Source organism: Streptomyces yatensis (genome assembly GCF_018069625.1).
GTDB lineage: Bacteria > Actinomycetota > Actinomycetes > Streptomycetales > Streptomycetaceae > Streptomyces > Streptomyces yatensis.
This window is the reverse complement of the sequence record NZ_CP072941.1, coordinates 7,925,354-7,949,238: the sequence shown is the minus strand read 5'-3', so window position 1 is coordinate 7,949,238 and position 23,885 is coordinate 7,925,354. Positions and strand designations below refer to the sequence as shown.

Genomic DNA, 23,885 nt, shown 5'->3' with positions numbered 1-23,885 from the left:
CCCTGCGATCCGGATCACAAGAAGTGGTGCGCTCAATCGAAATTACGCGCGAGTAGCAAAGGCATCCAGCCATGTGCCGGTGAAGGAACGTTTACACCCTTTTCACGCGACGTCCAGGAATCCGGCGGGTTACGTGACAACCAGGAAACTGGTGGGGTTACACGACATCCGTGGTGCTGGTGAGGTTACGCGACGTCCAGGAAGCCGGCGTGGTATACGACGCCCAACGGACTGCGGAGTTAAGCGAGTTACGTGACGTCCCAGGACTCCGGCGGGGCTATGCGACGTCGAGGAATCCGGCGGGCCGGACCGCGGAGATGCCGAAGCGGGCCCGGGCCCGGTCGGCGGCGGCCTCCAGACGGCGTGACTTCTCGTCCGCGGGGTCGAACGTGAGCTGATGGGAGGCGAGTTCGGCGCCCATCAGCCCCTCGACACGCAGCGCCACGGACCGCACCCGGGCCCGCTGCAGCCCGAGCGCGTCATGCAGCGCGTACGCGGCGGCGGTCAGCGCCGGGGTGTGCGCGGTCGGCTCGGTCAGGGTGCGGGAGCGGGTGGTCGTGGAGCGGTCGGCGTAGCGCACGGTGACGCTGATCGCGGCCGCGACCTGGCCGCTCGTCCGCAGCCGGACACCGAGCCCGTCGGCGAGGGTGAGCAGCGCGCGGCGCCTGCGGACGGGGTCCAACTCGTCGTGGCGGAAGCGGTGTTCCGCGCCCATCGCCCGGGCGGGGGCGTTCGGGGTGACCGGCGCCGGATCGATACCGCGCGCCCACGCGTGGACGCGGCGCGCGGTCGTCGCGCCGAGGATCCGCTGCAGAGTGGACAGCGGCGCGGCGGCGATCCGCGCGGCGCTGTCCAGCCCGTACGCGCTCAGGGTGCGCGCGGTCGCGGGCCCCACCCCGGGCAGGGCGATGGGCGGCTTGCGCGCCAGGAACGCGGCGACGGCGTCCGGATCGCCGGGAACGGTACGGACGGACCCGGCCGCATGGCCGGACCCGCCGCCGGACCCACCACCGGACCTGCCACCGGACCGGCCGCCCCTGGACGCGGGGGCGCCGGACTCCTGGGCCTCGTAGACGGCCATGCGGGCGAGCAGGGGGTTGGCGGCGACGCCGACGGTGCAGTCCACGCCGTACCGGGCCAGCGCCCGGACCCGTACGATCTCGGCCAGCCCCGCCGCGTCCCGCCCGAAGTACCGCAGCGCACCCCGCACATCCGCCAACGCGGCATCGGGCGGCAGCGCCTCGACGACGGGCGTCAGCTCGCCGAGCAGGGCGAGCAGGCCCTGGTAGACGTCCTCCCCGGGCGCGGGATGGAACCGCACGTACAACACATGCGGCACCTCGCCCCCTTGGCCCGGCTCGCCCGGGCCCCGGCCCCCGCCGCCCCCGCTCGCCTCAACCGGACCCCCGCTCGCCCGGGCTGAACCCCCGCTCGCCTCAACCGAACCCCAGCGCGCGGCGGCCCGAACGCCGGGCGCGGACACGACACCCGGCAGGGCGGTGCCCAACGGATGGACCGGGAGGAGGTGTTCGGACGTCATCCCGCGCTCCCCGGGCTCGCATGCCACAGCTTGCGGCCGGTGGCGGCCTGGTCGCCCGCGGGCTGGAGGTCGGCCCAGGGGTGCATGGCGTAACCGGTGGGCATCTCGATGCGGCGACCGGAGTCGGAGTCCCCTTCGCGGCCGGAGCCGGAGCCCGCTTCGCGGCCGGAGCCGGAGCCCGCTTCGCGGCCGGAGCCGGAGCCCGCTTCGGCCGTCTCCGGGGCCGCCCCCGCCAGTTCGGCGGCGACCGCTTCAAGGCCGCCCTCCTTCCTGAGCCGGGCCAGTTCGGCGAGGTTCCACACGGCCGAGCCGACGACGCTGAGGCTGCGCGGGCCGCGCCGCTGGACCACGCCGCGTACGAGCAGCAGCCAGGAGTGGAAGACGGTGTGCGCGCACGCCGCGTGGCTGTCGTCGAAGAAGGCGCAGTCGACCAGCCCCGTGCCGTCGTCGAGCGTGGTGAAGATGACCCGGCGCCCCGAGCGGATCGGCGGGGTCTGGGTGGCGGCCTTGGCGCCGGCGACGAGTACGACCTCCCCGTGCGGCGCGTCGCGCAGCCGCTTCGCGGGGATCGCGCCCAGCTCCTCCAGGAAGTCCCGGTGGTCGCCCATCAGATGGCGGGAGACATCCATGCCGAGGATGCCGAGTTCGGCGCCGAGGCGTTCGTCCGCGTCGAGGTCGGGGAGCCCGGCGGGGGCGGCGGGGCCGGTTTCGGCCAGCGGAAGCTGGCCCTCGGCGTCGCGCCGGGCGGCGCCCCGCTGCTGCCGGTGCAGTTCGGCGATCTGCAGCAGCAGATCGCGGCGGCTGGTGCCGAACGCGTCCAACGCGCCGACCTGGGCCAGCCGTTCGGCGACCGGCCGCCCGGGGTGGGCGCGCAGCCACAGGTCCTGGAGCGAGGAGTAGGGCTGTCCGGCCGCGATCCGCTCGGTCTCGGCCTCGCTGATGCCGTGGACGTCGCTCAGCGCCAGCCGGACGCCGAGGCTGTCTCCGCTCCCCATCCCGCGCCTGTCTCCCTTCCCGCCCCTGTCTCCCATCCCGCCCCTGTCTCCCTCCCCGCGCCTGTCTCCCTTCCCGCGCCTGTCCCCCTTGTCGCCTCCGCCCCGAGAATCACCAGACGTCAGTTCGATTCGATAGGCGGCGCCCGACCGGTTCACATCCAGCGGCAGGATCGGCACCCCGCGCCGGCGCGCGTCCGCCAGCAGCAGCCGCTTCGGGTACATCCCGGGGTCATGGGTGAGCAGCCCGGCGTAGAAGGCGGCCGGATGGTGCGCCTTGAGCCAGGCGGACTGATACGTCGGGACCGCGAAGGCGACGGCATGCGCCTTGCAGAAGCCGTACGAGCCGAACGCCTCGACGATCTCCCAGGTGCGTAGCAGCACCTCCGGCGCGTAGCCCCGTTTCTCCGCCTCCGCGTGGAACCAGGCCCGCACCCGCCCCTGCCGCTCGGGGTCGGACAGCGCGCGCCGCGCCTCGTCGGCGAGGTCCCGTTCACATCCGGTCATGATCGACACGATCTTGATGATCTGCTCATGGAAGACCACGACCCCGTGGGTCTCGCGCAGCGCGTCCTCCAGGTCCGGATGCGGATAGCGCGCGGGCTTGCGGCCGTGCCGGGCGTCGATGAAGGGCCGGACCATGTCGGCGGCGACCGGGCCCGGCCGGAAGAGCGATATGTCGACCACGAGATCGTGGAAGGAGGTGGGCTGCAGCCGACCGAGGAGATCGCGCTGACCGGGCGATTCGATCTGGAAGCAGCCGAGCGTCTCGGTGGAGCGGATCAGGTCGTAGGTGGCCGGATCGCCGGGCCGGACCTGCCCGGGGTCGTCGATGTCCACGACCCGCCCGGTGGTCCGCCGGATCTCCGCGACCGCGTGCGCCATCGCGGACTGCATCCGCACCCCGAGGACATCGAGCTTGAGCAGTCCGAGCTCCTCCACGTCGTCCTTGTCGAACTGCGACATGGGAAAGCCCTCGCCGCTGGTCGGCACGATGGGCGTACGGGCCAGCAGCCCGGCGTCCGAGAGCAGCACGCCGCAGGGGTGCATGGCGATGCCACGGGGCAGCCCGTCGAGCGCCTCGACCAGGTTCCAGAGCTTGCCGAAACGTTCCTGCTCGGCGGTCGCTTCTCGTAGTGCCCGCAGCTCGGGCAGTTCCGCGAGCGCCGCGCGGGCGTCACGGGCGCGGATGTGCGGGAAGGACTTGGCGAGCCGGTCCACCTCGGCCGGGTCCATGCCGAGCGCCGCGCCCACGTCCCGTACGGCATGGCGCACCCGGTAGGTCTCGGGCATCGAGACGGTCGCGACCCGCTCCGCCCCGAACCGCTCGAAGATCGCGCGATAGACGTCGAGCCGGCGCGCGGACTCCACATCGATGTCGATATCGGGCAGCGCGGCGCGCCGCTCCGACAGGAAGCGCTCCATCATCAGGCCGTTGGCCACCGGGTCGGCGTGGGTGATGCCCAGCAGGTGGTTGACGAACGACCCGGCGCCCGAGCCACGGGCGGCCACCCGGATGCCGAGCTCCCGGGTGTCGTCGACGACCTGCGCGACGGTGAGGAAGTACGAGGCGAAGCCGAGCCGTTCGATGGTGCGCAGCTCGTCCTCGAGCCGCTCCCAGCGCACCCGGTCCCGGTCGTATCCCCGCAGCACCATGGCGGCGGCGCAGCGCGACCGCAGCACCCGCTCGGCGCTCCGCCGCCCGGCCCCGACCAGCCGGGGCTCGGGGAAGTGGACGCTGCCCAGGCCGATGTGGTCCTCGGGGTCGACCAGACACGCGGCGGCGGTGCGCCGGGTCTCCTCCAGCAGGCGGTGCGCGGCGTCCCGCCGCATCCCGGCCGCCTCCACGATCCGCTCGGCCGCCTTCGCCATGTCCCGGGGCCCCTTGAGCCAGCGCTCGCCGCTGTCGAGCGCCCCGGGGGTGCGCGAGTCGATGGGGACGAGCCGGCGGGCCGCGTCCAGGACATCGGCGACCGGCCCCTCCCCCGGATCGGCGTAACGGGCGGCGTTGCTCAGCACGGCCGGGATGCCCTGGTCGGCGGCGAAGCCGACGGTACGGGCGGCGAGCCGCAGCGAGCCCGGGCCGGCGCCGGTGCGGCCGTGCCATACGGCCTCCAGCCGCAGCGCGTCGCCGAAGAGTTCGCGCCAGGGGGCGATCAGCCGCGCGGCCCGGTCGGGGCGCCCGGCGGCCAGGGCCCGGCCGACGTCGGAGTCCGGGCCGAGCAGCACGGTCAGCGGGGCGAGCGCGCCGGGGTCGCTCACCAGGTCGCGCCAGTGCAGCAGGGGCGGCCCGTCGCCGTTCGTCCGGGCGGATCCGGAGTGGGTGAGCCCCGCGTGGGCGGCGGAGACCAGCCCGCACAGGGCGGCCCAGCCGGCCGCGCCGTCCCGGGCGAGGAAGACCGCCCGGGGTGTGGACTCGTCGATGAAGGCCCCGCCGCGCACCGGCGTACGGCGCCGAACGGTGCGTCCCGGCTCCGGGTCCTCCCTCCGTACGGCGAGGTCCACCCCGAAGAGCGGCCGCACCCCCGCGCGCTCGCACGCCCGGGCGAACCGCACCGCTCCGGCGAGGCTGTCGCGGTCGGTCAGCGCGATCGCGTCCATGCCGCGCTCGGCGGCACGCTGCGCCAGCCGCTCCGGGTGCGCGGCCCCGTACCGCAGGGAGAACCCGGACGCGGTGTGCAGATGCGTGAAGCCTGGCATCCACACCTCCCGCTGCTCACACCCCCTGACCGACCCTGCTTGTCCCACGCCCCACCATAACCCCATTCTCGAACAAGCGTGCGAGTCGGTTCGATCGCGCTTCCCCTCTCCACCATAAGCACCTAAAACGCCCTTAAATCCCGCGTGTCGCCTTGTGAACGCGACGCGCGGAAGCCGGTCGGTCGAATCCATGGGCCGGTCAGCGCCCCGCGCGTATGCTGATCACCATGACGGAGGGATCCCCGCTCGAGCTGCTACGGGAGCAGCGCACCGGCGCGCTCGTCACCCTCAAGCGCGATGGACGGCCACAGCTGTCCAATGTCGCCTTCACCTATGACCCCGCGACGCGCCTCATCCGGATCTCGGTCACCGATGACCGCGCCAAGACCCGCAATCTGCGCCGCGATCCGCGTGCGAGTTTCTACGTCACCAGCGGGGACCACTCCTCCTATCTGGTCGCCGAGGGCGACGCCGAGCTGACGCCGGTCGCCGCCGACCCCCATGACGCCACCGCCGATGAGCTGGTGGAGGTCTACCGCGCGATCCAGGGCGACCATCCGGACTGGGAGGAGTTCCGCACCGCGATGGTGGCCGAGCGGCGGCTGGTGCTGCGGTTGCGCGTGGGGCGCGGTTACGGCTGGGGCCGGCAGTCCGGGGCCCTGAGCGGAGAGCTGGACTAGCGGCCGACACCGGTCAGCTTGCCCTGGCAGGTTCTCGCTCCAGCGGGGCGTGCGGCAGCCCCCGCCCCAGAGGCATCATGGACATCACCCGGGATTGCTCACCTGAGCACCCTTGAATCGATTTGAGCGCCTCAGCACCTCGCTGAGCACGCCCTCCACCGGGGGCGCGAAATGGCACCGGGTCCCCTGAGGGGCGCAATCCGCACACTGTCGCGCACCCGGTCGCCACGCGGCGTTCCGCGCCCGGCCCTCTTCCGCACGCGACAATAAGCCACCGAACGACTACTTGTAGCGACCGGAAGTGCTCGATCGACGTGCGTTCCTGACACGCACCGCGTAAGACTCCGTCCGGTATCTGCAACGACGAGCAAGGGAGTGTTCGAAATGCGGAAGACTACTGGGGCGATCGGGCTCGGAGCCGCTCTGGCCGTGAGCGCCGTGCTGGGGATCGGCACGAGCGGCACGGCCAGCGCCCAGCCCGCCAAGCCGCAGAGCCTGTACCCGCCCTCCGCGCTGGTCCTCACCGTCGGCTGGGGGGCCGACGGCGCCACGACCGAGGTCCAGCGAGCGGTGACACTGAGCTGTCGCCCCACCGCCACCGGCACCCACCCGGCCCCCGCCAAGGCATGCGCCGAACTCCGCTCCGTGGGCGGCACGTTCGGCCAGCTGCGCACCGGCGCGGAGCCCGGCCGGGTGTGCACCAAGGAGTGGCACCCCATCACGGTGACCGCCGAGGGGATCTGGGACGGCCGCCGGGTGTCGTACGAGCACACCTTCGCGAACAACTGCTTCAAGAGCGCGGCCCCGACGATGGTCTTCGAGTTCTGACCGTCTGAACGACCGCCGGGCGCAGCGATGAACACAACAGGCTGAGCACGGCAAGGGGAAAGCCCCCGGACACCGTCCACGGGTGTCCGGGGGCCTGCTCTTGTTCACACGGAGCGGACCGCGGGAGCGAAACGCGTCCCAGGTCAGCCGATCTCGGCGCCGAACGCCTGCAGCGCCTCCGGCACCGGCTGGAAGAAGGTCTCGCCGCCCGAGGAGCAGTCACCGCTGCCGCCGGAGGTCAGCCCCAGGGCCGTGTCGCCCGCGAAGAGCGCGCCGCCGCTGTCGCCGGGCTCGGCGCAGACGTTGGTCTGGATCAGCCCTTCGACCGACCCTTCCTGGTAGTTGACGGTCGCATTGAGGCCGGTGACCTCGCCGTCGTGCACCTGGGTGGTGGAGCCGCTGCGCGTCACCTTCTGGCCGACCGTGGCGTCACCGGCCTTGGAGATGGCCTGGGTGCTGCCGTTGTAGAGGTCGACCGCGCTCGGGTGGTCGGTGTCCTTGGTGTACTTGACCAGCCCGTAGTCGTTACCGGGGAAGTCGCTGCCCTCGTTGGTGCCGATCTCCTCGCCGCCCTGCGAGTCCGACCAGCTGCTGATGGCCTCGGTGCAGTGACCGGCGGTCAGGAAGTACGGCTGGCCGCCCTTGACCACGTTGAAGCCCAACGAGCAGCGCCCGCCGTTGCCCCAGATGGCGTCGCCACCGGCGATGAAGGTGGAGAACTTACCGGCCGAGCGCTTCACCTCGACCTTGTCGCCCAGCGCGCCGGCGACCTTGTCGAGGGTGGCCATCCGGGCGCCCTTGACGGAGCTGTCCGCGGTGACGACGACCTTGTTGCTTCTGGGGTCCACCGACCAGGAGGTGCCGGGGATGGTGGCCTTCTCCTTGAGCGTCTGACGCGCCTTGCTCAGCTCGGCCAGGGTGTGCTTGACGACCTTGACCTCGGCCCCGGCGTCCCGGACCTTGTCCACGACGCCCTTGTTGACCACATTGACGACGAGCTTCTTGGTCTTGGCGTCGTAGTACGCACCCGCCGTGTCGCTCTTGAGCGAGGAGGTGAGGGTGTTGGCGAGCTTTCCGGCGGCGCCGACCGAGAGGGTGTCGGGCTGGGGCTCACCGGGGGCGGCGTTGGCGCTCTGCAGGGTGATGCCCGTGGCGACCAGGGCCGCGATGCCGGCTCCGGCTATGGCGACACGACGCTTGGGTATGCGGCGGTGCTTCAAGTCTCTGCCTTCCAGTGGGGGGTTGGGCCCGACGGCAGTGGGGTGCCAGGGCCCGGAGGGCGTAGTGACATGGCGCTTCTCCCCACTCAGGGGCGCGTCCATGCCAAATTGCGCCGCCGAGTATTCCCATCACCACCGGCCGCGCACAAGGGTGCGCTCACGTCACGGACGTGAAATTTACCCGGCGACCTCATGTCCGGACATGGCGGTGCCCGCACACCTTCTGGGTGTACGGGCACCGAATCAGGTATCCGGACAGTACGTCAAACCGGGCGAATCAATCACACGGGGATCCGCTGGCGAAGTCCCTCCGGCGAGAGCCTTCTTGGCGGATCCGATCACCTCCGGCGGGAGCGGCGGGTTTCACGTCACCGGTCCACGGCATGCGGCTCCGGCTCGCGCTCGGTGAGCGTGGGCATCGCCTGCCGGGCGGGCTGGGCCGGCTGCGCGGGCGCGGCCTCCCGCTCCGGGGCGGCGGCCGGACCGGCGGCCGGAGCGCCGCCCTCCGCCTCGCCCTCCGCCCGGAGCGCGGCCGGGATCTCCTGTGCGCCACGCTCCAGGAAGCGCAGCAGCTCGACCGGGATGGGCAGCACCAGCGTGGAGTTCTTCTCGGCGGCGACCGCCATCACCGTCTGCAGCAGCCGCAACTGGAGGGCCGAGGGGGTGTCGGCCATCTGGGAAGCGGCCTCGGCCAGCTTCTTCGACGCCTGCAGCTCCGCGTCCGCGTTGATGACCCGCGCGCGGCGCTCCCGGTCGGCCTCGGCCTGACGGGCCATCGACCGCTTCATGGTCTCCGGCAGCGAGACGTCCTTGATCTCCACCCGGTCGATATGGACGCCCCAGCCGACGGCCGGGCTGTCGATCATGAGCTCCAGGCCCTGGTTGAGCTTCTCGCGGTTGGAGAGCAGATCGTCCAGATCGCTCTTTCCGATGATCGACCGCAGCGAGGTCTGGGCCATCTGGGAGACGGCGAAGCGGTAGTCCTCGACCGCGATGAGCGCTTCGGCCGGGTCCACGACCTTGAAGTAGACGACGGCGTCGACCCGCACGGTCACATTGTCCCGGGTGATGCCCTCCTGGGCGGGGACGGGCATCGTCACGATCTGCATATTGACCTTCTGGAGCCGGTCGACCACCGGAGTGATCATGGTGAACCCGGGCCCCCGGATATCCGAGCGCAGCCTCCCGAGCCGGAAGACCACACCCCGTTCGTACTGCTTGACCACCCGGGCCGCGGCCAGCACGCCAAGGGCGCCGAGGCAAGCCAGTACCACTATCAATGTCACGAGCGCATCGACCATCACGGCCACCTGCCGTCCGTATCGCGAACAATGCCCCTCGTGGGGTACATGTCCACGATAGTCCGCCCGTCGGGCGGTGGGGAGGGCTGCGGAATACCCCCTTCCGGCGGCACGGAAAGCCCCGCCCAGGGCCCTGCCCAAAGGCCTTGCCCAAAGGCGCGAAGAGCCCCCGCCCGGTGGCCCGGACGGGGACTCTCGTTCAGCCCTGTGGGGAGATGATCAGCGAAGGGACGGCGCCGATCAGTAGACGCTCACGCCGTACGCGTTCAGCGCCTCGACGACCGGCTGGAAGAACGTGGTGCCACCGGAGGTGCAGTTGCCGCTGCCGCCGGAGGTGAGGCCGAGGGCGGTGGAGCCGGCGTAGAGCGGGCCGCCGCTGTCGCCGGGCTCGGCGCAGACCGTGGTCTGGATCATGCCGTAGACGATGTCGCCATTGCCGTAGTTGACCGTGGCGTTCAGCGCGGTGACCCGGCCGCTGTGGATGCCGGTGGTGGAGCCGCGCCGGGTGACCGTCTGGCCCACGGACGGGTTGGCGGCCGAGGTGATGTCCTGGCTGCCTACGGTGCCCTGGGGGGTGACCGAGCCGCTGTACCGGACCAGACCGTAGTCGTTGGTCGGGAAGCTGGAGCCGGACGTCGGGCCGATGGTGGTGGTGTGGCCGGAGTTCGACCACCAGGTGCCCGCACCGTCGGTGCAGTGACCGGCGGTGACGAAGTAGTTGGCCCCACTGCTGTTGCGCACGTTGAAGCCGAGGGAGCAGCGCCAGCTACTCGCGTAGATCGCGTCTCCGCCCGAGATCAGCTTCTGAATCTTGCCGGGGGTCCGCTTGATCTCGATCGCGTCGGCACTCGCGCCGGCGGTGTTCTTGATCTTGGCTATCTCGCTCTGGGACACCGTGCTGTCGGCGGTGACCGTGAGCTTGTTGGTCGCCTTGTCGACATACCAGGCGGTGCCCGCGACATCGGCCTCGAGGACGGCGTTGCTCGCCGACTTGGCCTCCGCCGCACTGAAGGTGCGGGTGCCGTCGCTTCCGGCGTAGGCGGCGGGGGCGGCGAGCGCCGCTCCGGCCACCAGGGCCGAGGTCGCGGCGATCAGGGCGATGCGTCTCGCCTGCTTGCCGTGGGGGGCATTGCGCTTGATCCTCAACTCTTCCTCCGGGGGAATCGGGGGTCCGCCTGGGTGGGCAGGCCCGTGAGGCGCAGTCAATGAGCACGTCGACGACCGATACGTCCGATTCGACGTGCCCCTGACAAGCGCTTCCGGAAGTATTCGTGGCCGCGGGCAGACCGCGCAAGAGGACAATTCGGAACAGCCTTCGGACACACGCCACATAGCCCCGGCGGGTTCAGGCCGCCGGGGCTTGTGCTCCCATCCCCTGGGTAACCCCTGAGACGGACGCGCGGGCGATCGGGTTCCGCTATAGCGCCACCGGTCACCTCCCCGCGGCCGGGCCGGTGCGCAGCCGCTCAGCCCCGCTCCCCCGGATAGGGAAGTCCCAGGTGGTCACGGAGTGTCGTACCGGTGTACGCGGTGCGGAACACCCCTCGCTCCTGCAGCAGCGGCACCACCCGGCCCACGAAGTCATCGAGCCCGCCGGGGGTCAGATGAGGTACGAGGATGAAGCCGTCGGCGGCGTCGGTGGCGACGAATTCCGCCATCTGCGCCGCGACCGCCTCCGGGGTGCCGATGAACGACTGACGCCCGTTCGCCTCGATGACGGTCTGCCGGATGGACAGCCCTTTCTCCTCCGACAGCGCCCGCCACTTGGCGGCGACGGCCAGCGGATCGCCATGCCGCACCCGGCCCTGGGTCAGCTGGGAGTCGGGGTCGGGGTCGATGTCCGGAAGCGGCCCGTCCGGGTCGTAGCCGGACAGGTCCACACCCCAGATCTGCTCCAGGGTGAGCAGCGCGGTCTGCGGGGAGACCTGCTGGAGCCGGATCTCGGCGGCCTTCTCCTGGGCGTCGGCCGCGGTGTCGCCGAGGACCAGGGTCACCCCGGGCATGATCTTCAGCTCCTCCGGGGCGCGCCCGTACCGCGCGAGCCGCCGCTTGACGTCGGCGTAGAAGGTGCGCCCGGCCTCCAGTGAGCCGTGCCGGGTGAAGATGATGTCGGCGGCGGAGGCGGCGAACTCCCGGCCCTCGTCGGAGTCCCCGGCCTGGATCACCACCGGATGGCCCTGCGGTGAACGGGGCACGCCGAACTCGCCGTCGATGGTGAAGTGCCGGCCGGTGTGGGCGAACGGGCGGGGCGTGCCGTCCGGCGTCCAGGAGTCCCACAGCTCACGGGCGGTGGCGACGAACTCGGCGGCCCGGGTGTAACGGTCGGCCCGGTCCAGGAAGCCGCCGCGCCGGAAGTTCTCGCCGGTGAAGGCGTCGGAGGAGGTGACCACGTTCCAGGCGGCGCGGCCCCCGCTGAGATGGTCCAGGGAGGCCAGCCGGCGGGCCAGTTCGTACGGTTCGTTGAACGTGGCGTTGACGGTGGCGGCCAGCCCCAGCCGTTCGGTGACGGCCGCGAGCGCGTTCAGCACGGTGATCGACTCCGGTCTGCCGACCACGTCGAGGTCATGGATCCGGCCGTTGTGCTCGCGCAGCCGCAGCCCCTCGGCGAGGAAGAAGAAGTCGAACAGCCCGCGCTCGGCGGTGCGCGCGAGATGTTCGAAGGAGTCGAAGTCGATCTGGCTGCGGGACCGGGGGTCGGTCCAGACGGTGGTGTTGTTGACCCCGGGGAAGTGGGCCGCGAGATGGATCTGCTTGTGCTGCCTGCTCATCGGGCGGCCTCCCGCTCCAGGGCGTAGCGGCTGGCCGGACGGGAAAGCCCCAGGTGGTCGCGGAGTGTCGCACCGGGATAGCAGGTGCGGAACAGCCCTCGGTGCTGGAGCGGCGCCACGGTGCCGTTGACGAAACGTTCCAGGTCATGGCGTGGGGCGACGGGGGTGATGTGGAAGCCGTCCACCGCGTCGGCGGTGTGCCAGCCGGTGATCAGCTCGGCGAGCCCGGCCGGTCCCCCGCGGTACAGCGGAGGTCCGCCCGGCGTGTCGGCCGGCGTGACCGGCGCGTTCACGGCCGGGGCGGTCCCGGGCGCGCCCTCCCCGTCGGCCAGGTCCACGGCGAGGGCGGCGAGCACGGTGAGTGAGCCGGGCTCCCGGCCGTGCGCCACCGCCCGGCGCTTCAGCTCGTCGCGGATGCGGCCCGCCTCCTCCGGGGAGGTGGCGCGCAGGTACACCACATCGGCGTGTCGGGCCGCGGTCTGCCAGGTCACCGGGTCGGTGGCGGCGACGGCCACCACCGGGTGGCCCTGCGGCGGCCGGGGCACGATGGCCGGGCCGCGCACCGAGAAGTGCGCGCCCTCGAAATCCACGTAGTGCAGCTTGTCGCGGTCGATGAAGCGGCCGGTGGCGGTGTCACGGATCTCGGCGTCGTCCTCCCAGCTGTCCCACAGCCGGGCCACCACATCGGCGACCTCCCCCGCCTCGGCCCACAGCTCCCCGGCGGGCGCCGCGGGTCGGCGGCCCACCAGCCGCGCCTCCGCCTCCGTCGCCGACACCTCGACCCGCCAGCCCGCCCGGCCGCGGCTGACCCAGTCCAAAGTGGCCACGGCGGAGGAGACATGGAACGGCTCGGTGTGGGTGGTGGTGACGGTCGGCACCAGTCCGATCCGCCCGGTGGCGGGCGCGACACGCGCGAGGACGGCGAGCGCGTCGAGCCTGCCCCGGCCCGGCCCCGGAGGGCCGAAGGTGTCGTCCAGGGTGATGAAGTCGAGCGTGCCCTCCTCGGCGAGGCGGGCGAGCTCCACGTAGTACGGCGCCTGGTACCGCCCGTCGCCGTCGATGGCGGCGGCCAGGTGCAGGGTGCCGGTCGGTACGGCCATGGTCAGGGCCTTCCTGGGTCGGGAGTGGGGGGGGCACGGTCACGGCGTGGGCAGACCGGGCGGGTTGATCTCGGACTTCTTCACCGCCTCACTGGCGAGCCCCCAGCGCTCGAGGACCTTGGCGTACGAGCCGTCCTCGATCACGTGATCCAGGGCCGCGGCGTAGGCGTCGACCAGCCCGCTGCCCTTCCTGGTGGTGGCCGCGATCTTGCCCTGCACCTGCTCGCCACCGCCCGAGAAGCGGCCGATCACCTGGGTCTGACCGGCCGAGGCGACGTGGTAGGCGGAGGTGGGGTGGGGGCCGAAGTAGGCGTCGATGCGGCCCGATTGAAGGGCGAGGTAGTAGTCGGTGTCCTTCTGGAAGTACTTGATGTCCACGGGCTTGCGGCCCGCCTTCTGGTTCTGCTTGCTCCAGTCGAGAAGGATCTTCTCCTGGTTGGTGCCGGAGGCGACCGAAACGGTCCTGCCCGCCACGTCCTCGGGACCCCTGACCCGCCAGGAGGTGCCCTTCTTGGCCTCGAAGGCGAGGTCGTCCAGCCGGTAGGTGGCGAAGTCGTACTTCTGCTTGCGCTCCTCGGTGACCGTCACATTGGAGAAGACGCCGTCGAACTTGGAGCTGTCGAGGCCGACGAAGAGGTTCTCCCAGGAGACCGCCTGGAAGTCGACCTTGAGCCCGAGGGTGTCGGCGACCAGCGTGGCGAGGTCGATCTCGGAGCCGATCCGGGTCTTGTCGTCGGTCGCGTAGAAGCCCAGCGGCGGGGAGGCGTCGGCGCTGCCGCCGATGCGCAGGGTGCCGCGCGCACGGATCGCGGCCGGCACCTTCGCCGCGATCGAGGCGACCTTCTTCCCTCTGACGCGGTGCTGGTCGGGGCCGATATTGATGGTGCTGGCGCCCTTCGCGCCCTTGGAGCCCACCGTCTCCCGGACATCACCGTCGCCGCAGCCGCCGAGCAGGGCGGCGGCGGTGAGGGCGGCGACGGCGGTGACGAGGGTGCGGCGGGTCTTCACGGGGGTGCTCCTTGCGTGGGTGGACATCGGTGGCCTGGTGGACATCGGTGGTCCGGTCGACATCGGTCGTCTCGCGGACCTCGGTGAACTCGTGAACATCGGTGAGCTCGTGAACATCAGTGGCCTCAGAGGACCTTGGAGAGAAACGCCTTGGTGCGTTCCCGGCGTGGGGCGTCCAGCACCTCGGCCGGTGTGCCCTGCTCGACGATCCGGCCGCCGTCCATGAAGACGACGGTGTCGGCGACCTCCCGCGCGAAGCCGATCTCATGGGTGACGACGATCATCGTGGTGCCCTGATGGGCCAGGTCCTTGATGACGTCCAGGACCTCGCCGACCAGTTCGGGATCGAGGGCGGAGGTCGGCTCGTCGAAGAGCAGCAGCTCGGGCTCCAGGGCGAGGGCGCGGGCGATCGCCACCCGCTGCTGCTGTCCGCCGGAGAGCTGCCGGGGGTACGCGGCCGCCTTGTCGGCCAGACCGACCCGGGCGAGCAGTGTCTCGGCGCTGTGGACCGCCTCTTTCCTGGGGCGGCGCAGGGCCGAGACCGGCGCCTCGACGATGTTCTCGAGCACCGTCAGATGCGGGAAGAGGTTGAAGTTCTGGAAGACGAAGCCGATCCGGGTGCGCTGCTTGAGGATCTCGCGTTCGCGCAGCTCGTAGAGGCGGTCGCCCTGGCGGCGGTAGCCGACCAGCGAGCCGCCGACGCTGATCCAGCCGCTGTCCACCTTCTCCAGGTGGTTGATGGCGCGCAGCAGGGTGGACTTGCCCGAGCCCGACGGCCCGAGGACGACGGCCACCTCCCCGGAGCGCACCTCCAGGTCGATGCCGCGCAGCACCTCCAGCGACCCGAAGCTCTTGTGGACGGAACGGATGTCGACCATGGCGGTCATCGGGTGGCTCCCCGTGAGAAGCGGCGCTCGACGTAGTACTGCGCGATCGAGAGCACGGTGGTCAGGATGATGTACCAGACGGTCGCGACCATCAGCAGCGGCACGACCCGGCCGTTGCGTCCGTAGATGACCTGCGCCTGGTAGAAGAGTTCGCCGATCGCCATGACGGAGACGATCGAGGTGCCCTTGAAGAGGGAGATGACCTCGTTGGCGGCGTTCGGCAGGATCGACCGCATCGCCTGCGGGAGCACGATCTTGCGCAGTTGCCGCAGCCGGGGGATGCCGAGCGCGGCCGCCGCCTCCAGCTGTCCGCCGTCGACGGCGAGGACTCCGCCGCGCACGATCTCCGCCGCGTAGGCCGCCTGGTGGAGGGCGAGTCCGAGCACCGCCGCGCTCATCGCGCCGACCAGCCCCGCGGTGTCGAAGGAGAAGAAGCCGGGGCCGAAGGGGATGCCGAAGTCGAGCCGCTTGTAGAGATAGGTGAGGTTGAACCAGAAGAGCAGCTGGACGATGAGCGGGATGGAGCGGAACGCCCAGATGTAGGTGAAGGCGACCGACTTCAGGAACGGGCTCCGGGACAGCCGCATGAAGGCGAGGACGATCCCGAGGGCGAAGCCGAGCGCGGTGCCGTAGAAGGTGAGCTGGATGGTGATCCAGACCGCCTTGAGGATGGTCCGGGTGGTGAAGAAGTCGGCGAAGACGTCCCACTCCCAGCCGGGGTTGGTGATCAGGCCGTGGGCGAACTGGGCCACCAGGACGGCGGTGACGGCGACGGCGGCCCAGCGCCAGGGGTTGCGCACCGGGACGACCTTGAGGGCGGAGTAGTCCTCGCGTTCGGCGCCGCTTCCGGCGGCTTTGTCGAGGGGTGGATCGGACGTCAGCGACATGGAGGGTCCTTGGGGTCCTTCGGAGGAGAGCGGAGGGGGTTTCCCGGGAACGGTCTTACGGCGGGATGCTCAGGCGGTGAGCGAGGCGCGACAGGACAGGTCGCGCAGACACAGCAGCAGGGCCCGCGCGGTGGCGTCGTTCTGCCGGAACGCGGGGGCGTTGGTACGGGGCCGGGCGAAGGCGCCCGACGCGCGGGCGTCGGTGTGCGGGCCGAGCGCGAAGCGGCGCGGATGCGGGCGGCCGGCCCGGTCCAGGATCCGGCCGTCGGCGGGGCTGACGGCGAGCAGGCCGGCCGGGGTGGCGGCGGCTCCGTCCCGGTGAAGGGAGCGCAGCAGGGTGTCGCGGGAGCGGTCCACGGTCGGCTCCGGCAGCCGGGCCTCGACCAGCGCACGGGCCTCGACGGCATGGCCGGGCACGCCGGCGGAGCTCGCCCGGAACACCCCGCGCAGCGGATCGGCGGTCACGGTCGTCTCGGCGCCGAGGAAGCGGACCACTCCGGCGCGGGAGAGCGCGAGCAGCTGCTCCAGCCGTGGGCCGGGCGGGCCGGAGGCGAGGTAGCTGAAGAAGCCGTGCCACCAGCCGCCGATGTCGCCGAGCCGGATCAGCTGGCCGTAGACGGAGAGCAGGGCGAGGAAGACGGCCAGGTCAGGGCTGTGCGCGGGGTTGTGGCGGCGGGCGAGGTCGGCCTCGATATGGGCCCGCAGCCCCTGCTGCAGGGCCTCGTGGTCGGGGAACCGCAGCCCGGCCAGGGGGTGGTCGAGGGCGTCGAGATCGAGCCGGTCGGCCGGGTCGGGGACGGCCGCGGCGACCAGGACGGCCAGTTCGGGGCTGCCGGGCGGGCAGGCGGCGTACTTCTCCTCGAACGCGGGCCACTCCCCGGCCGTCCGCTCCGGATGGGCGGTGAACAGCCGGTGGTAGTGGGCGAATCCCAGCTCCTTGGCGATCAGCGGCCAGATGTCGCGCCGGAAGTCCGGACGCCCGGGAAGCGCGCGCAACGCGTCGACCTGGGCGGGGCCGAAGAAGCGCGGCACCGGGGGCCGCTCACCGCTCAGCGAGTAGCCGATCTTGGCGTGGTACGGGACACCGCGCCGCGAACCGGCGTACAGCACGGGCTCGCGGCCCGAGGGCAGGTACGCCAACTCCCCGTCCGGGCCACGCTCATAGCGTCCGCCGCGCCCCTCGGTCAGCAGCACCATCAGATCGACGAAGGCGAGGCCGAGGCCGCGCACCAGCACCGGCTCACCGGGGCGCAGCACGCTCAGCTCGCTGTCGGCGGTGAACTCCGGCGGCAGGTGGACGAGTCCGTGTTCGGCGGCGAAGGCGGTGAGCGCCCGCTGCTCGGCGTCGGGTTCGGCGTCGAGGTGACCGAGGGCGAGGACCACGGCGTCGGCGGTGAGCGGGGCGGTCCGCCCCTCCAGCCACACCTGCTGACGTCCGTCGCGCGGCCCGGTGACGCGGACGGCCCGGTCCCGGTGCTCATGGACGGTGGTCCCGGGCGGCAGACCGGCCACCGACCGCTCGTACACCCAGCGCAGATAGGCGCTCTGGAGCCGGCGGGTGGCGAAGCTCTGCCCGGTCAGGGCGGCGGCCTCGGCGGCGAGTTCGGGCGGCAGGGCGGGGGCGCCGGGCGGCGCTCCCTCGCGGATCCGGCCGGCCCATTCGGCGAGGGAGGGACCGGGGCGTATCGGTCCTTCGCGCTCCACCGACTCGTCGGTGAACATGGTGACGTCCTCGGCCATGGAGTTCATCCACAGCAGCGGGGACTGGTCGGGGCGCCAGATGCGGCCGCCGCCGGGCGGATGCGGATCGACCAGGTGAAGCTCCAACGGGACGCCGTCGCCGTGGAGTTCGGGGGCGTTGGCGGCGAGGCGCTCGATCAGACCGGTGGCACGCGGGCCCGCGCCGACGATGACGATCGTGGCGGGTGATCGGGAGGGCTGGTCCGGGTTCGCGGACATGCGGAGGCTCCGTGAGTTCAGAAGTGAACACACGCATGGCCTTCACACACGGCCGAGCCCCTCAGCCCGGCAGTCGAGCCCCTCAGCTCGACCTGGGCCCGAGGCTAAGGCGTCCCCACGGTGCGCTGTCAAGACTGTCCGAACTGTGAGCAGCGCGTCTCACCGCGGTTGACGCGGAAGCGGATGGCTGCTCCACTTGGCCCATGGACTCAAGGCAGCGACTGGTCACGCGCGACCACATCGACTTCGGTCGAGTGTGGTCGTCGTCCTGTTCGGGCTGACCGCCCGCCTCCGCTGCCCCAGGGGATTTCCGTCCCTCAGCGCTTCGAGGCTTCGCCCGCGCCCGCCGGATTCCCTCCCCCGGCGTGGCCGCAGCACTTCCGCGTCGTCACGCGCCTTCGGCCTTCCCACACACGCCAGCACTCCACCCCTCCCCGCCTCCCCCTCAACCCGTCTTTCGGCTACGGGGGTCGCGGAGCCGCAAATTCGCCGTCTTCCCCTCCCCGCCCCTTCCCGCAACACCGACATGCGGCTCCGGGCCGTCTTCCAGCCCATACGGCCGCCTCCCAGCCCCTCCGGCGACTGACGAGCGGGGCCTGGGGCGGAGCCCCAGTTGAGGGAAGGGGCGGGGAGGGGAACAGCCCGCCGTAGGCGGCACGATCAGCCAGGCACCCCCTAACGGCTAACAGTCGCAGCCGCAGTCACAACCATCGCAGCAGTCACAGCTGCAGCAATCCCCACAGTTGCTGCAGCAGTCACAACAATCGCAGCAGTCACCGCACTTATGACACAGCCCCTCGCGCGGCTGCCCACTCCACGGATCGTGGTAAGGATCCCGGCAGCACACCTGACAGGTGCAGCAGAGCCCGGTCCACACCAGGCAGCCCGCGAGCAGCCCTCGGCGGCGCCCGGGCGGCTCCGGCGGGGCGCCGCCCGGGCCGCCGGGCCCGCCCGGGGTGATCCACGGCGACTGCGGCGGCCCGTAGGAGGACTCCGGGGTGCCGGAACCATGGCCGGGGTGCGCACAGCCGGTGGTGCCGAAGGCGCGGTCGACCGCCCGCTCCAGCTCATGAGCCAGCAGCACATGGGCGAGCCGGCCGGAGCCCTTGCTCGCGAATTCGGTGTCCTTGAGTGCCAGCCGCACCCCGTGCACCGCGTCGTCGCACAGCCTGCGGACCTCGGCGAGGTCGGCCCCGGTGGCCGCGATCGGGTTCCAGGCACCGGTCTCGGCGTCCGCGGCCAGGTCCTCCACCGCGTCCAGCAGATGCGCGAGCCGCCCGAAGAGCCGGCCCGCCTCCTCCAGCGGGGCCCGGTTACCGGGCCGCCCGGCCAGGACGGCGGTGTGCCCGAAGGCCGCGGCGGTCGCGGTCTCGGTGGGCTCGGTGATGGTCAGCAGCGGGGTGCCGGGGCCCGCGTGGGACTCCAGCTCCGCCTGCCGGCCGACCGCGTCGAGCAGCAGGGCCGTGTCGAAGCCGAGCGCGGCGCCGCTGCGCTCCCCCGCCCGGTCCCACCGCCCGGCCACCCGGCGGGCGGCCGCGGCGACCGGCCGACGGGCCAACGCCCCGTCGCCATCGGCGACATGGTCCCGTACCTTCGCCGAGGCCAGCACCAGCGAGACGGTGGCCGCCAGCCGCGCCCCCTCGCCCTGGGCGACCGACGCCGTCCGCATCCCGCGCAGCGGGCAGGGCCCGGCGGTGCGCCGCCAGCCGTCCGACCGTCCGGCCTGGGCCTCCACCAGCACCGATATCACCAGGCCGTCGTAATTGGTGGCGACGCGGGCGAACTGCCCGTGGTCACCCCTCAGCGCGAGGCACAGCCCGCACAAATGCGCCATCCACTCGGTGCGCAGGTTTTCCGACAGCCGATGCCGGCAAGGCCGGATAATGCCAAACACCACGAACCCCGTTCACCCGTACGTCCCCGACGTCACCCGTCCGGCCGCGGCGGAGTCTACCCATCGCTCCGTCAGCCCCCATAAGCAGGTGGAACTCTGATATGGCGCCAGCCGTTGTGCACCAGTAACGTCACGAATCCCCTGTGCGGCCGCAATCCACGTGGCAGACCATCCGCATCATGGACGACCATAGAGGGGCGGACGGTACACACCATCAGGGAGAGGAGGCGTCTATGGGATCGGTACGCAAGGCAAGTGCCTGGCTTGGCCTCGTCGACGACAGCGATGACGAGCGCTACTACGACGACGACTACGCCGAGGGGTCCGAGCCCGGCGACTCCTGGATGACCGACCCGCGGGCCAGGGCGGCCGACGAGACCGCGCAGGACCACGGCACCCGGATCGCCACGGTCACCCCGGACGGGTTCCGGGATGCCCGCGGCATCGGCGAGATGTTCCGGGAGGGCGTTCCGGTCATCGTCAACCTCACGACGATGGAGTCGGCCGACGCCAAGCGCGTGGTGGACTTCATGGCCGGGCTGATCTTCGGGCTGCGGGGCTCGATCGACCGGGTGGCCAACCGCGTCTTCCTCCTCACCCCCGCGGACTATCAGATCGTCAGCGGCCAGGCCGGCCACGCCACTGGCTTTTTCAACCAGAGCTAGGCCCGCACAGGGCCTGGCGCCCGGGGCCGCTCACCGGAAGGCGTCGATTCCGGTGAGCGCCTTGCCGAGCACCAGTTGGTGCATTTCGACGGTGCCCTCATAGGTGAGCACGGACTCCAGATTCGTGGCGTGCCGCATCACCGGATACTCCAGCGAGATCCCGTTGGCGCCCAGAATCGTCCGGGACGTGCGGCAGATCTCGATCGCCTCGCGCACATTGTTCAGCTTGCCGAAGCTGACCTGCTCGGGGCGGAGCCGTCCCGCCGCCATGCGCCGCCCCAGATGGTGGGCGAGCAGGATCCCCTTGTGGAGCTCCAGCGCCATATCGGCCAGCTTGGCCTGGGTGAGCTGGAAGCCCCCGATCGGCCGGCCGAACTGCTCGCGGTCGCGCGCGTAGTCCAGCGCCGCCTCGAAGGCGGAGCGGGCGGCCCCCATCGAGCCCCAGATGATGCCGTAGCGGGCGTGGCCCAGACAGCTCAGCGGCCCCCGCAACCCGGTGACCTCGGGCAGGACCGCGTCGGCCGGCAGCCGCACCTCGTCCAGGACCAGCTCGCTGGTGACCGAGGCGCGCAGCGACCACTTGTGCTTGATGTCGGGGGCCGAGAAGCCGGGCTCGTCCGTGGGGACGATGAAGCCGCGGATGCCCTCGTCGGTGCGGGCCCACACCACCGCGACCCCGGCCACCGAGCCATTGGTGATCCACATCTTGCGGCCGGTGAGCACCCAGTCCGAGCCGTCCCGCTTGGCGTAGGTGCGCATACCCGCCGGGTCGGAGCCGTGGTCGGGCTCGGTCAGCCCGAAGCAGCCGATGACCTCGCCGGAGGCCATCCGGGGCAGCCACCGCTGCTTCTGCTCCTCGGAGCCGAAGCGGTGGATGGCGTACATGGACAGGGAGCCCTGCACCGACATCAGGGAGCGGATCCCGGAGTCGGCGGCCTCCAGCTCCAGACAGGCCAGGCCGTACTGGATCGGGCCGGCGCCCGCGCAGCCGTAGCCGGTGAGGGACATCCCGAGCGCGCCCAGGGAGCCGAGCTCGCGGGCCAGCTCCCGGATGCCGGGCACCTCGCCGCGCTCGAACCAGTCGGCGACATGCGGCAGCACACGGTCGGCGGCCCATTGCCGCATGGTGTCGCGGACCGCGAGGTCCTCGGGGTCGAGAAGATCGTCGAGCCCCAGCGGGTCACGCGGATCGAACGACGGCAGGGTGCCAGCGGACATGGGTGGCGGCCTCCGGTGGATGCGGGTCCGGGTCACCGGGCGGATATCGGTCGCCGGGGCGCGTCCTTCGCCCGGCGGCCGAGGTGATCAGCCCGGTCGATCCGACGCTACGGCCGGGTAACCCCTGACGTCCAGACCCGCACACCCCGCGCCACCAGGTCACGGGCAGCACGCGGGCAGGCCCGGGGCCGGAGTCGGGCAGGCCGCAGCGGGACGCGGGCAGGGCCGGGGCGGGGCGGGGCGGGGGATTGCGCGGCGGGACTCGGGCGGGGTCGGTCAGGACTCGGCGGCGACGGCGGCGCGGTCGCGCCGGGCCGGGGTGTCCGTACCGCCCTGTGCGCGCTGGTCGGGGCCCTGGGCGGGCTCCTCGTCGTCGGCGGCGCACTCCATGGTCCTGGGCAGCCGCAGTGCGGCGATCGCGCCGACCAGCAGCAGACCGGCGCTGACCGCGAGCGTGACATGCAGACCGTGGACGAAGGCGCCGCGGGCGGCCGAGCGCAGGGCCTCTCCGGCGTGGCCGCCGAGCCGGTCGGAGACCTTGTACGCGGCGCCCAGCGACTGGCTCGCGTCGGAGCTGGCCGAGGCGGGGACGCCGGGCACCGAGGAGACGCCGGGCTTGTAGGCGGCGTTCATCACGCTGCCCAGCAGGGCTATGCCGATACCGGCGCCGAGCTGGTACGAGGTCTCGCCGATGGCGGCCGCGCCGCCCGCGGAACCCGCCGACGCCTCGTTGAGCATCGACTCGTACGCGCTGAAGAGGGTGGTCTCCAGGCCGAAGCCCAGGACGATGAAGCCGCCGACGAGCACGGCGGGCCGGTCGGACTGGCCCATGGCGGTCAGCGAGAGAACCGCGAGGGCGGTGAGCGCGAAGCCGATCGCGACCATGACCCGCGGGCCGAGCCACTGGAGCATCCGGGACCCCACGAGCCCGGCGGCCATGGCGGCGAAGGTGAGCGGCAGCAGCCGCAGTCCCGTTTCGAGCGGGGTGAGCCCGAGCACGAGCTGGAGGTACTGGGCGGCTATGAGCTCCAGGCCGACGAGCGCCAGCAGGGCGAGCACGATACAGCCGACGGAGATCGAGAACGCGGGCCGGGCGAACAGCTTGAGGTCGACCAGCGGATGCGTACGGCGGCGCTGGCGGCGCACGAAGAGCACCAGCAGGACCGCCCCGAACAGCAGCGGGGCGGTGGTCACGGCGCCCAGCGGGTCCGCGCCGCTGCCCATCCGCTTGACGCCGAAGACGACACAGAACAGCCCGCACGCGGCCATGACCGCGCCCAGCACGTCCCAGGGCCCGTTCCGGTCGCCGGTGGACTCCGGCAGCAGCCAGCGGCCGACAGGCAGCGCCACGATCATCAGGGGCAGGTTGACCAGGAAGACCGAGCCCCACCAGAAGTTCTCCACCAGGAAGCCGCCGAGCAGCGGGCCGACGGCCGCGCCGACGGCGGCGACCGCGCTCCAGACGCCGATGGCCAGCGCCCGCTCCCGGCGGTCCGGGAAGACCTGGCGCAGGATCGACAGCGTCGCGGGCATGATCATCGCGCCGCCGACGCCCAGCAGGGCGCGGGCCACGATGAGGATCTGGGGGGAGGGGGCGAAGGCGGCGAGCGCGGAGGCGGCGCCGAAGAGCGCGTAGCCGAGCAGCAGGACGCGCCGTCTGCCGACACGGTCGCCGAGGGTGCCGAAGAGGATCAGCAGCGAGGCGCAGACCAGTGGGTAGATGTCCACGATCCACAGCAGTTCCATCGCGCCGGGGCGCAGATCCTCGGTCACGGCGGGGACCGCGACATGCAGCACGGTCGCGTCCACGGCGACGAGCAGCAGGCTGACGCAGAGCACGAGGAGTACGACCCAGCGGTTCGCCCCGCCGCCCGCCTCGGTGCCGCGCCATTGCCGGGGAACGCCCGCCGTCCGCCGAGTGCGGGCCGTGGTCGTCCCGGACATGTACGCACCTCCCTGGGTCTTGCGCTCGCGGTCCGCCGTCGGAGGGGCGGTACGTCACGTCGTGGGGACGTCCGGGTGACCCCGGTGGCGAAGGCGCGAGTGAGAGGTCAGGGTACGCGAGTCCCCGCGCGGGCCGTGTGCCGCAGGTCATGTTGGGAGCCCACCGCGGAGGATTACGGAGGCGTACGTTCCGGACTTCCCCTTTTGTCCCCCGTCCCTCTGCCGTCCCTCTGCCGTCCCTTCTGTGGCCCCCCGGTGGCCGTCTCGCGTTCGTTCTCCGTTGTCCACAGCCCC

17 protein-coding genes are annotated in these 23,885 nt (G+C 71.9%); 3 read left to right on the top strand and 14 right to left on the bottom strand.

Annotation, left to right across the window (positions count from 1 at the left end; all coding sequences use genetic code 11):
* Positions 1 to 277: 277 nt before the first annotated feature.
* Entirely contained in the window at positions 278 to 1,339 is a 1,062-nt protein-coding gene (locus tag J8403_RS33210) for a DNA polymerase Y family protein (protein ID WP_211126372.1), read from the bottom strand.
* A gap of 197 nt (positions 1,340 to 1,536) precedes the next feature.
* Positions 1,537 to 5,232 (bottom strand): DNA polymerase III subunit alpha, encoded by a 3,696-nt coding sequence (locus J8403_RS33205; protein ID WP_211126371.1) that lies wholly within the window; start codon positions 5,230 to 5,232, stop codon positions 1,537 to 1,539.
* Positions 5,233 to 5,459: 227 nt separating this feature from the next.
* On the opposite strand from J8403_RS33205, the gene J8403_RS33200 reads away from it, so the two are divergent.
* A complete protein-coding gene (locus tag J8403_RS33200; RefSeq protein WP_237516424.1) occupies positions 5,460 to 5,912 on the top strand; it encodes a PPOX class F420-dependent oxidoreductase in 453 nt (150 codons plus the stop codon).
* Positions 5,913 to 6,296: 384 nt separating this feature from the next.
* Positions 6,297 to 6,740: a subtilase-type protease inhibitor gene (locus J8403_RS33195; RefSeq protein WP_059146915.1), complete on the top strand. Its 444-nt coding sequence runs from the start codon at positions 6,297 to 6,299 to the stop codon at positions 6,738 to 6,740.
* 143 nt (positions 6,741 to 6,883) lie between these two features.
* Here J8403_RS33195 and J8403_RS33190 read toward each other — a convergent pair whose 3' ends face one another.
* The 10 genes from J8403_RS33190 to J8403_RS33145 all read right to left on the bottom strand — a co-directional run bounded on the left by J8403_RS33190 (position 6,884) and on the right by J8403_RS33145 (position 19,764).
* Entirely contained in the window at positions 6,884 to 7,960 is a 1,077-nt protein-coding gene (locus tag J8403_RS33190; protein ID WP_211126369.1) for a S1 family peptidase, read from the bottom strand.
* Positions 7,961 to 8,328: 368 nt separating this feature from the next.
* Positions 8,329 to 9,261 carry a slipin family protein gene (locus J8403_RS33185; RefSeq protein WP_211126368.1) on the bottom strand — a complete coding sequence of 311 codons (933 nt, stop codon included), beginning with the start codon at positions 9,259 to 9,261 and terminating at the stop codon, positions 8,329 to 8,331.
* 240 nt (positions 9,262 to 9,501) lie between these two features.
* On the bottom strand, positions 9,502 to 10,407 hold the full coding sequence (locus J8403_RS33180) for a S1 family peptidase (protein WP_211126367.1): 906 nt from the start codon (positions 10,405 to 10,407) through the stop codon (positions 9,502 to 9,504).
* 320 nt (positions 10,408 to 10,727) lie between these two features.
* Complete coding sequence (locus J8403_RS33175; protein ID WP_211126366.1) at positions 10,728 to 12,029, bottom strand: NtaA/DmoA family FMN-dependent monooxygenase; 1,302 nt, start codon at positions 12,027 to 12,029, stop codon at positions 10,728 to 10,730.
* Positions 12,026 to 13,129: an LLM class flavin-dependent oxidoreductase gene (locus J8403_RS33170; protein WP_211126365.1), complete on the bottom strand. Its 1,104-nt coding sequence runs from the start codon at positions 13,127 to 13,129 to the stop codon at positions 12,026 to 12,028. Before J8403_RS33170 ends, J8403_RS33175 begins: the two co-directional genes overlap by 4 nt.
* Positions 13,130 to 13,168: 39 nt before the next feature.
* Positions 13,169 to 14,164, bottom strand: a complete 996-nt coding sequence (locus tag J8403_RS33165; RefSeq protein ID WP_425519846.1) for an ABC transporter substrate-binding protein — start codon at positions 14,162 to 14,164, stop codon at positions 13,169 to 13,171.
* Between the two features lie 98 nt (positions 14,165 to 14,262).
* Positions 14,263 to 15,015 (bottom strand): amino acid ABC transporter ATP-binding protein, encoded by a 753-nt coding sequence (locus J8403_RS33160; RefSeq protein WP_211128557.1) that lies wholly within the window; start codon positions 15,013 to 15,015, stop codon positions 14,263 to 14,265.
* Positions 15,016 to 15,020: 5 nt separating this feature from the next.
* The gene (locus J8403_RS33155; protein ID WP_211126363.1) at positions 15,021 to 15,911 is read right to left on the bottom strand and encodes an amino acid ABC transporter permease; all 891 of its coding nucleotides are present in this window, start codon (positions 15,909 to 15,911) and stop codon (positions 15,021 to 15,023) included.
* A gap of 69 nt (positions 15,912 to 15,980) precedes the next feature.
* Complete coding sequence (locus tag J8403_RS33150; protein ID WP_211126362.1) at positions 15,981 to 17,870, bottom strand: FAD/NAD(P)-binding protein; 1,890 nt, start codon at positions 17,868 to 17,870, stop codon at positions 15,981 to 15,983.
* 682 nt (positions 17,871 to 18,552) lie between these two features.
* Positions 18,553 to 19,764, bottom strand: a complete 1,212-nt coding sequence (locus tag J8403_RS33145) for a DUF5685 family protein (RefSeq protein WP_211128556.1) — start codon at positions 19,762 to 19,764, stop codon at positions 18,553 to 18,555.
* A 233-nt stretch (positions 19,765 to 19,997) separates the two neighbouring features.
* Between J8403_RS33145 and J8403_RS33140 the strand changes: the two genes are divergently transcribed.
* Positions 19,998 to 20,429 (top strand): cell division protein SepF, encoded by a 432-nt coding sequence (locus tag J8403_RS33140; protein ID WP_211126361.1) that lies wholly within the window; start codon positions 19,998 to 20,000, stop codon positions 20,427 to 20,429.
* 30 nt (positions 20,430 to 20,459) lie between these two features.
* Here J8403_RS33140 and J8403_RS33135 read toward each other — a convergent pair whose 3' ends face one another.
* Positions 20,460 to 21,647, bottom strand: coding sequence for an acyl-CoA dehydrogenase family protein (locus tag J8403_RS33135; RefSeq protein ID WP_211126360.1), 1,188 nt, complete (start codon positions 21,645 to 21,647; stop codon positions 20,460 to 20,462).
* 276 nt (positions 21,648 to 21,923) lie between these two features.
* Entirely contained in the window at positions 21,924 to 23,591 is a 1,668-nt protein-coding gene (locus tag J8403_RS33130; protein WP_211126359.1) for an MFS transporter, read from the bottom strand.
* Between the last annotated feature and the right edge of the window lie 294 nt (positions 23,592 to 23,885).

Excerpts from the sequence above, each read along its gene's own strand:
- J8403_RS33205 (WP_211126371.1), bottom strand. The coding sequence starts at position 5,232 with ATGCCAGGCTTCACGCATCTGCACACCGCGTCCGGGTTCTCCCTGCGG.
- J8403_RS33200 (WP_237516424.1), top strand. The coding sequence starts at position 5,460 with ATGACGGAGGGATCCCCGCTCGAGCTGCTACGGGAGCAGCGCACCGGC.
- J8403_RS33195 (WP_059146915.1), top strand. The coding sequence starts at position 6,297 with ATGCGGAAGACTACTGGGGCGATCGGGCTCGGAGCCGCTCTGGCCGTG.
- J8403_RS33185 (WP_211126368.1), bottom strand. The coding sequence starts at position 9,261 with ATGGTCGATGCGCTCGTGACATTGATAGTGGTACTGGCTTGCCTCGGC.
- J8403_RS33175 (WP_211126366.1), bottom strand. The coding sequence starts at position 12,029 with ATGAGCAGGCAGCACAAGCAGATCCATCTCGCGGCCCACTTCCCCGGG.
- J8403_RS33170 (WP_211126365.1), bottom strand. The coding sequence starts at position 13,129 with ATGGCCGTACCGACCGGCACCCTGCACCTGGCCGCCGCCATCGACGGC.
- J8403_RS33165 (WP_425519846.1), bottom strand. The coding sequence starts at position 14,164 with ATGTCCACCCACGCAAGGAGCACCCCCGTGAAGACCCGCCGCACCCTC.
- J8403_RS33160 (WP_211128557.1), bottom strand. The coding sequence starts at position 15,015 with ATGGTCGACATCCGTTCCGTCCACAAGAGCTTCGGGTCGCTGGAGGTG.
- J8403_RS33155 (WP_211126363.1), bottom strand. The coding sequence starts at position 15,911 with ATGTCGCTGACGTCCGATCCACCCCTCGACAAAGCCGCCGGAAGCGGC.
- J8403_RS33150 (WP_211126362.1), bottom strand. The coding sequence starts at position 17,870 with ATGTCCGCGAACCCGGACCAGCCCTCCCGATCACCCGCCACGATCGTC.
- J8403_RS33140 (WP_211126361.1), top strand. The coding sequence starts at position 19,998 with ATGGGATCGGTACGCAAGGCAAGTGCCTGGCTTGGCCTCGTCGACGAC.
- J8403_RS33135 (WP_211126360.1), bottom strand. The coding sequence starts at position 21,647 with ATGTCCGCTGGCACCCTGCCGTCGTTCGATCCGCGTGACCCGCTGGGG.
- J8403_RS33130 (WP_211126359.1), bottom strand. The coding sequence starts at position 23,591 with ATGTCCGGGACGACCACGGCCCGCACTCGGCGGACGGCGGGCGTTCCC.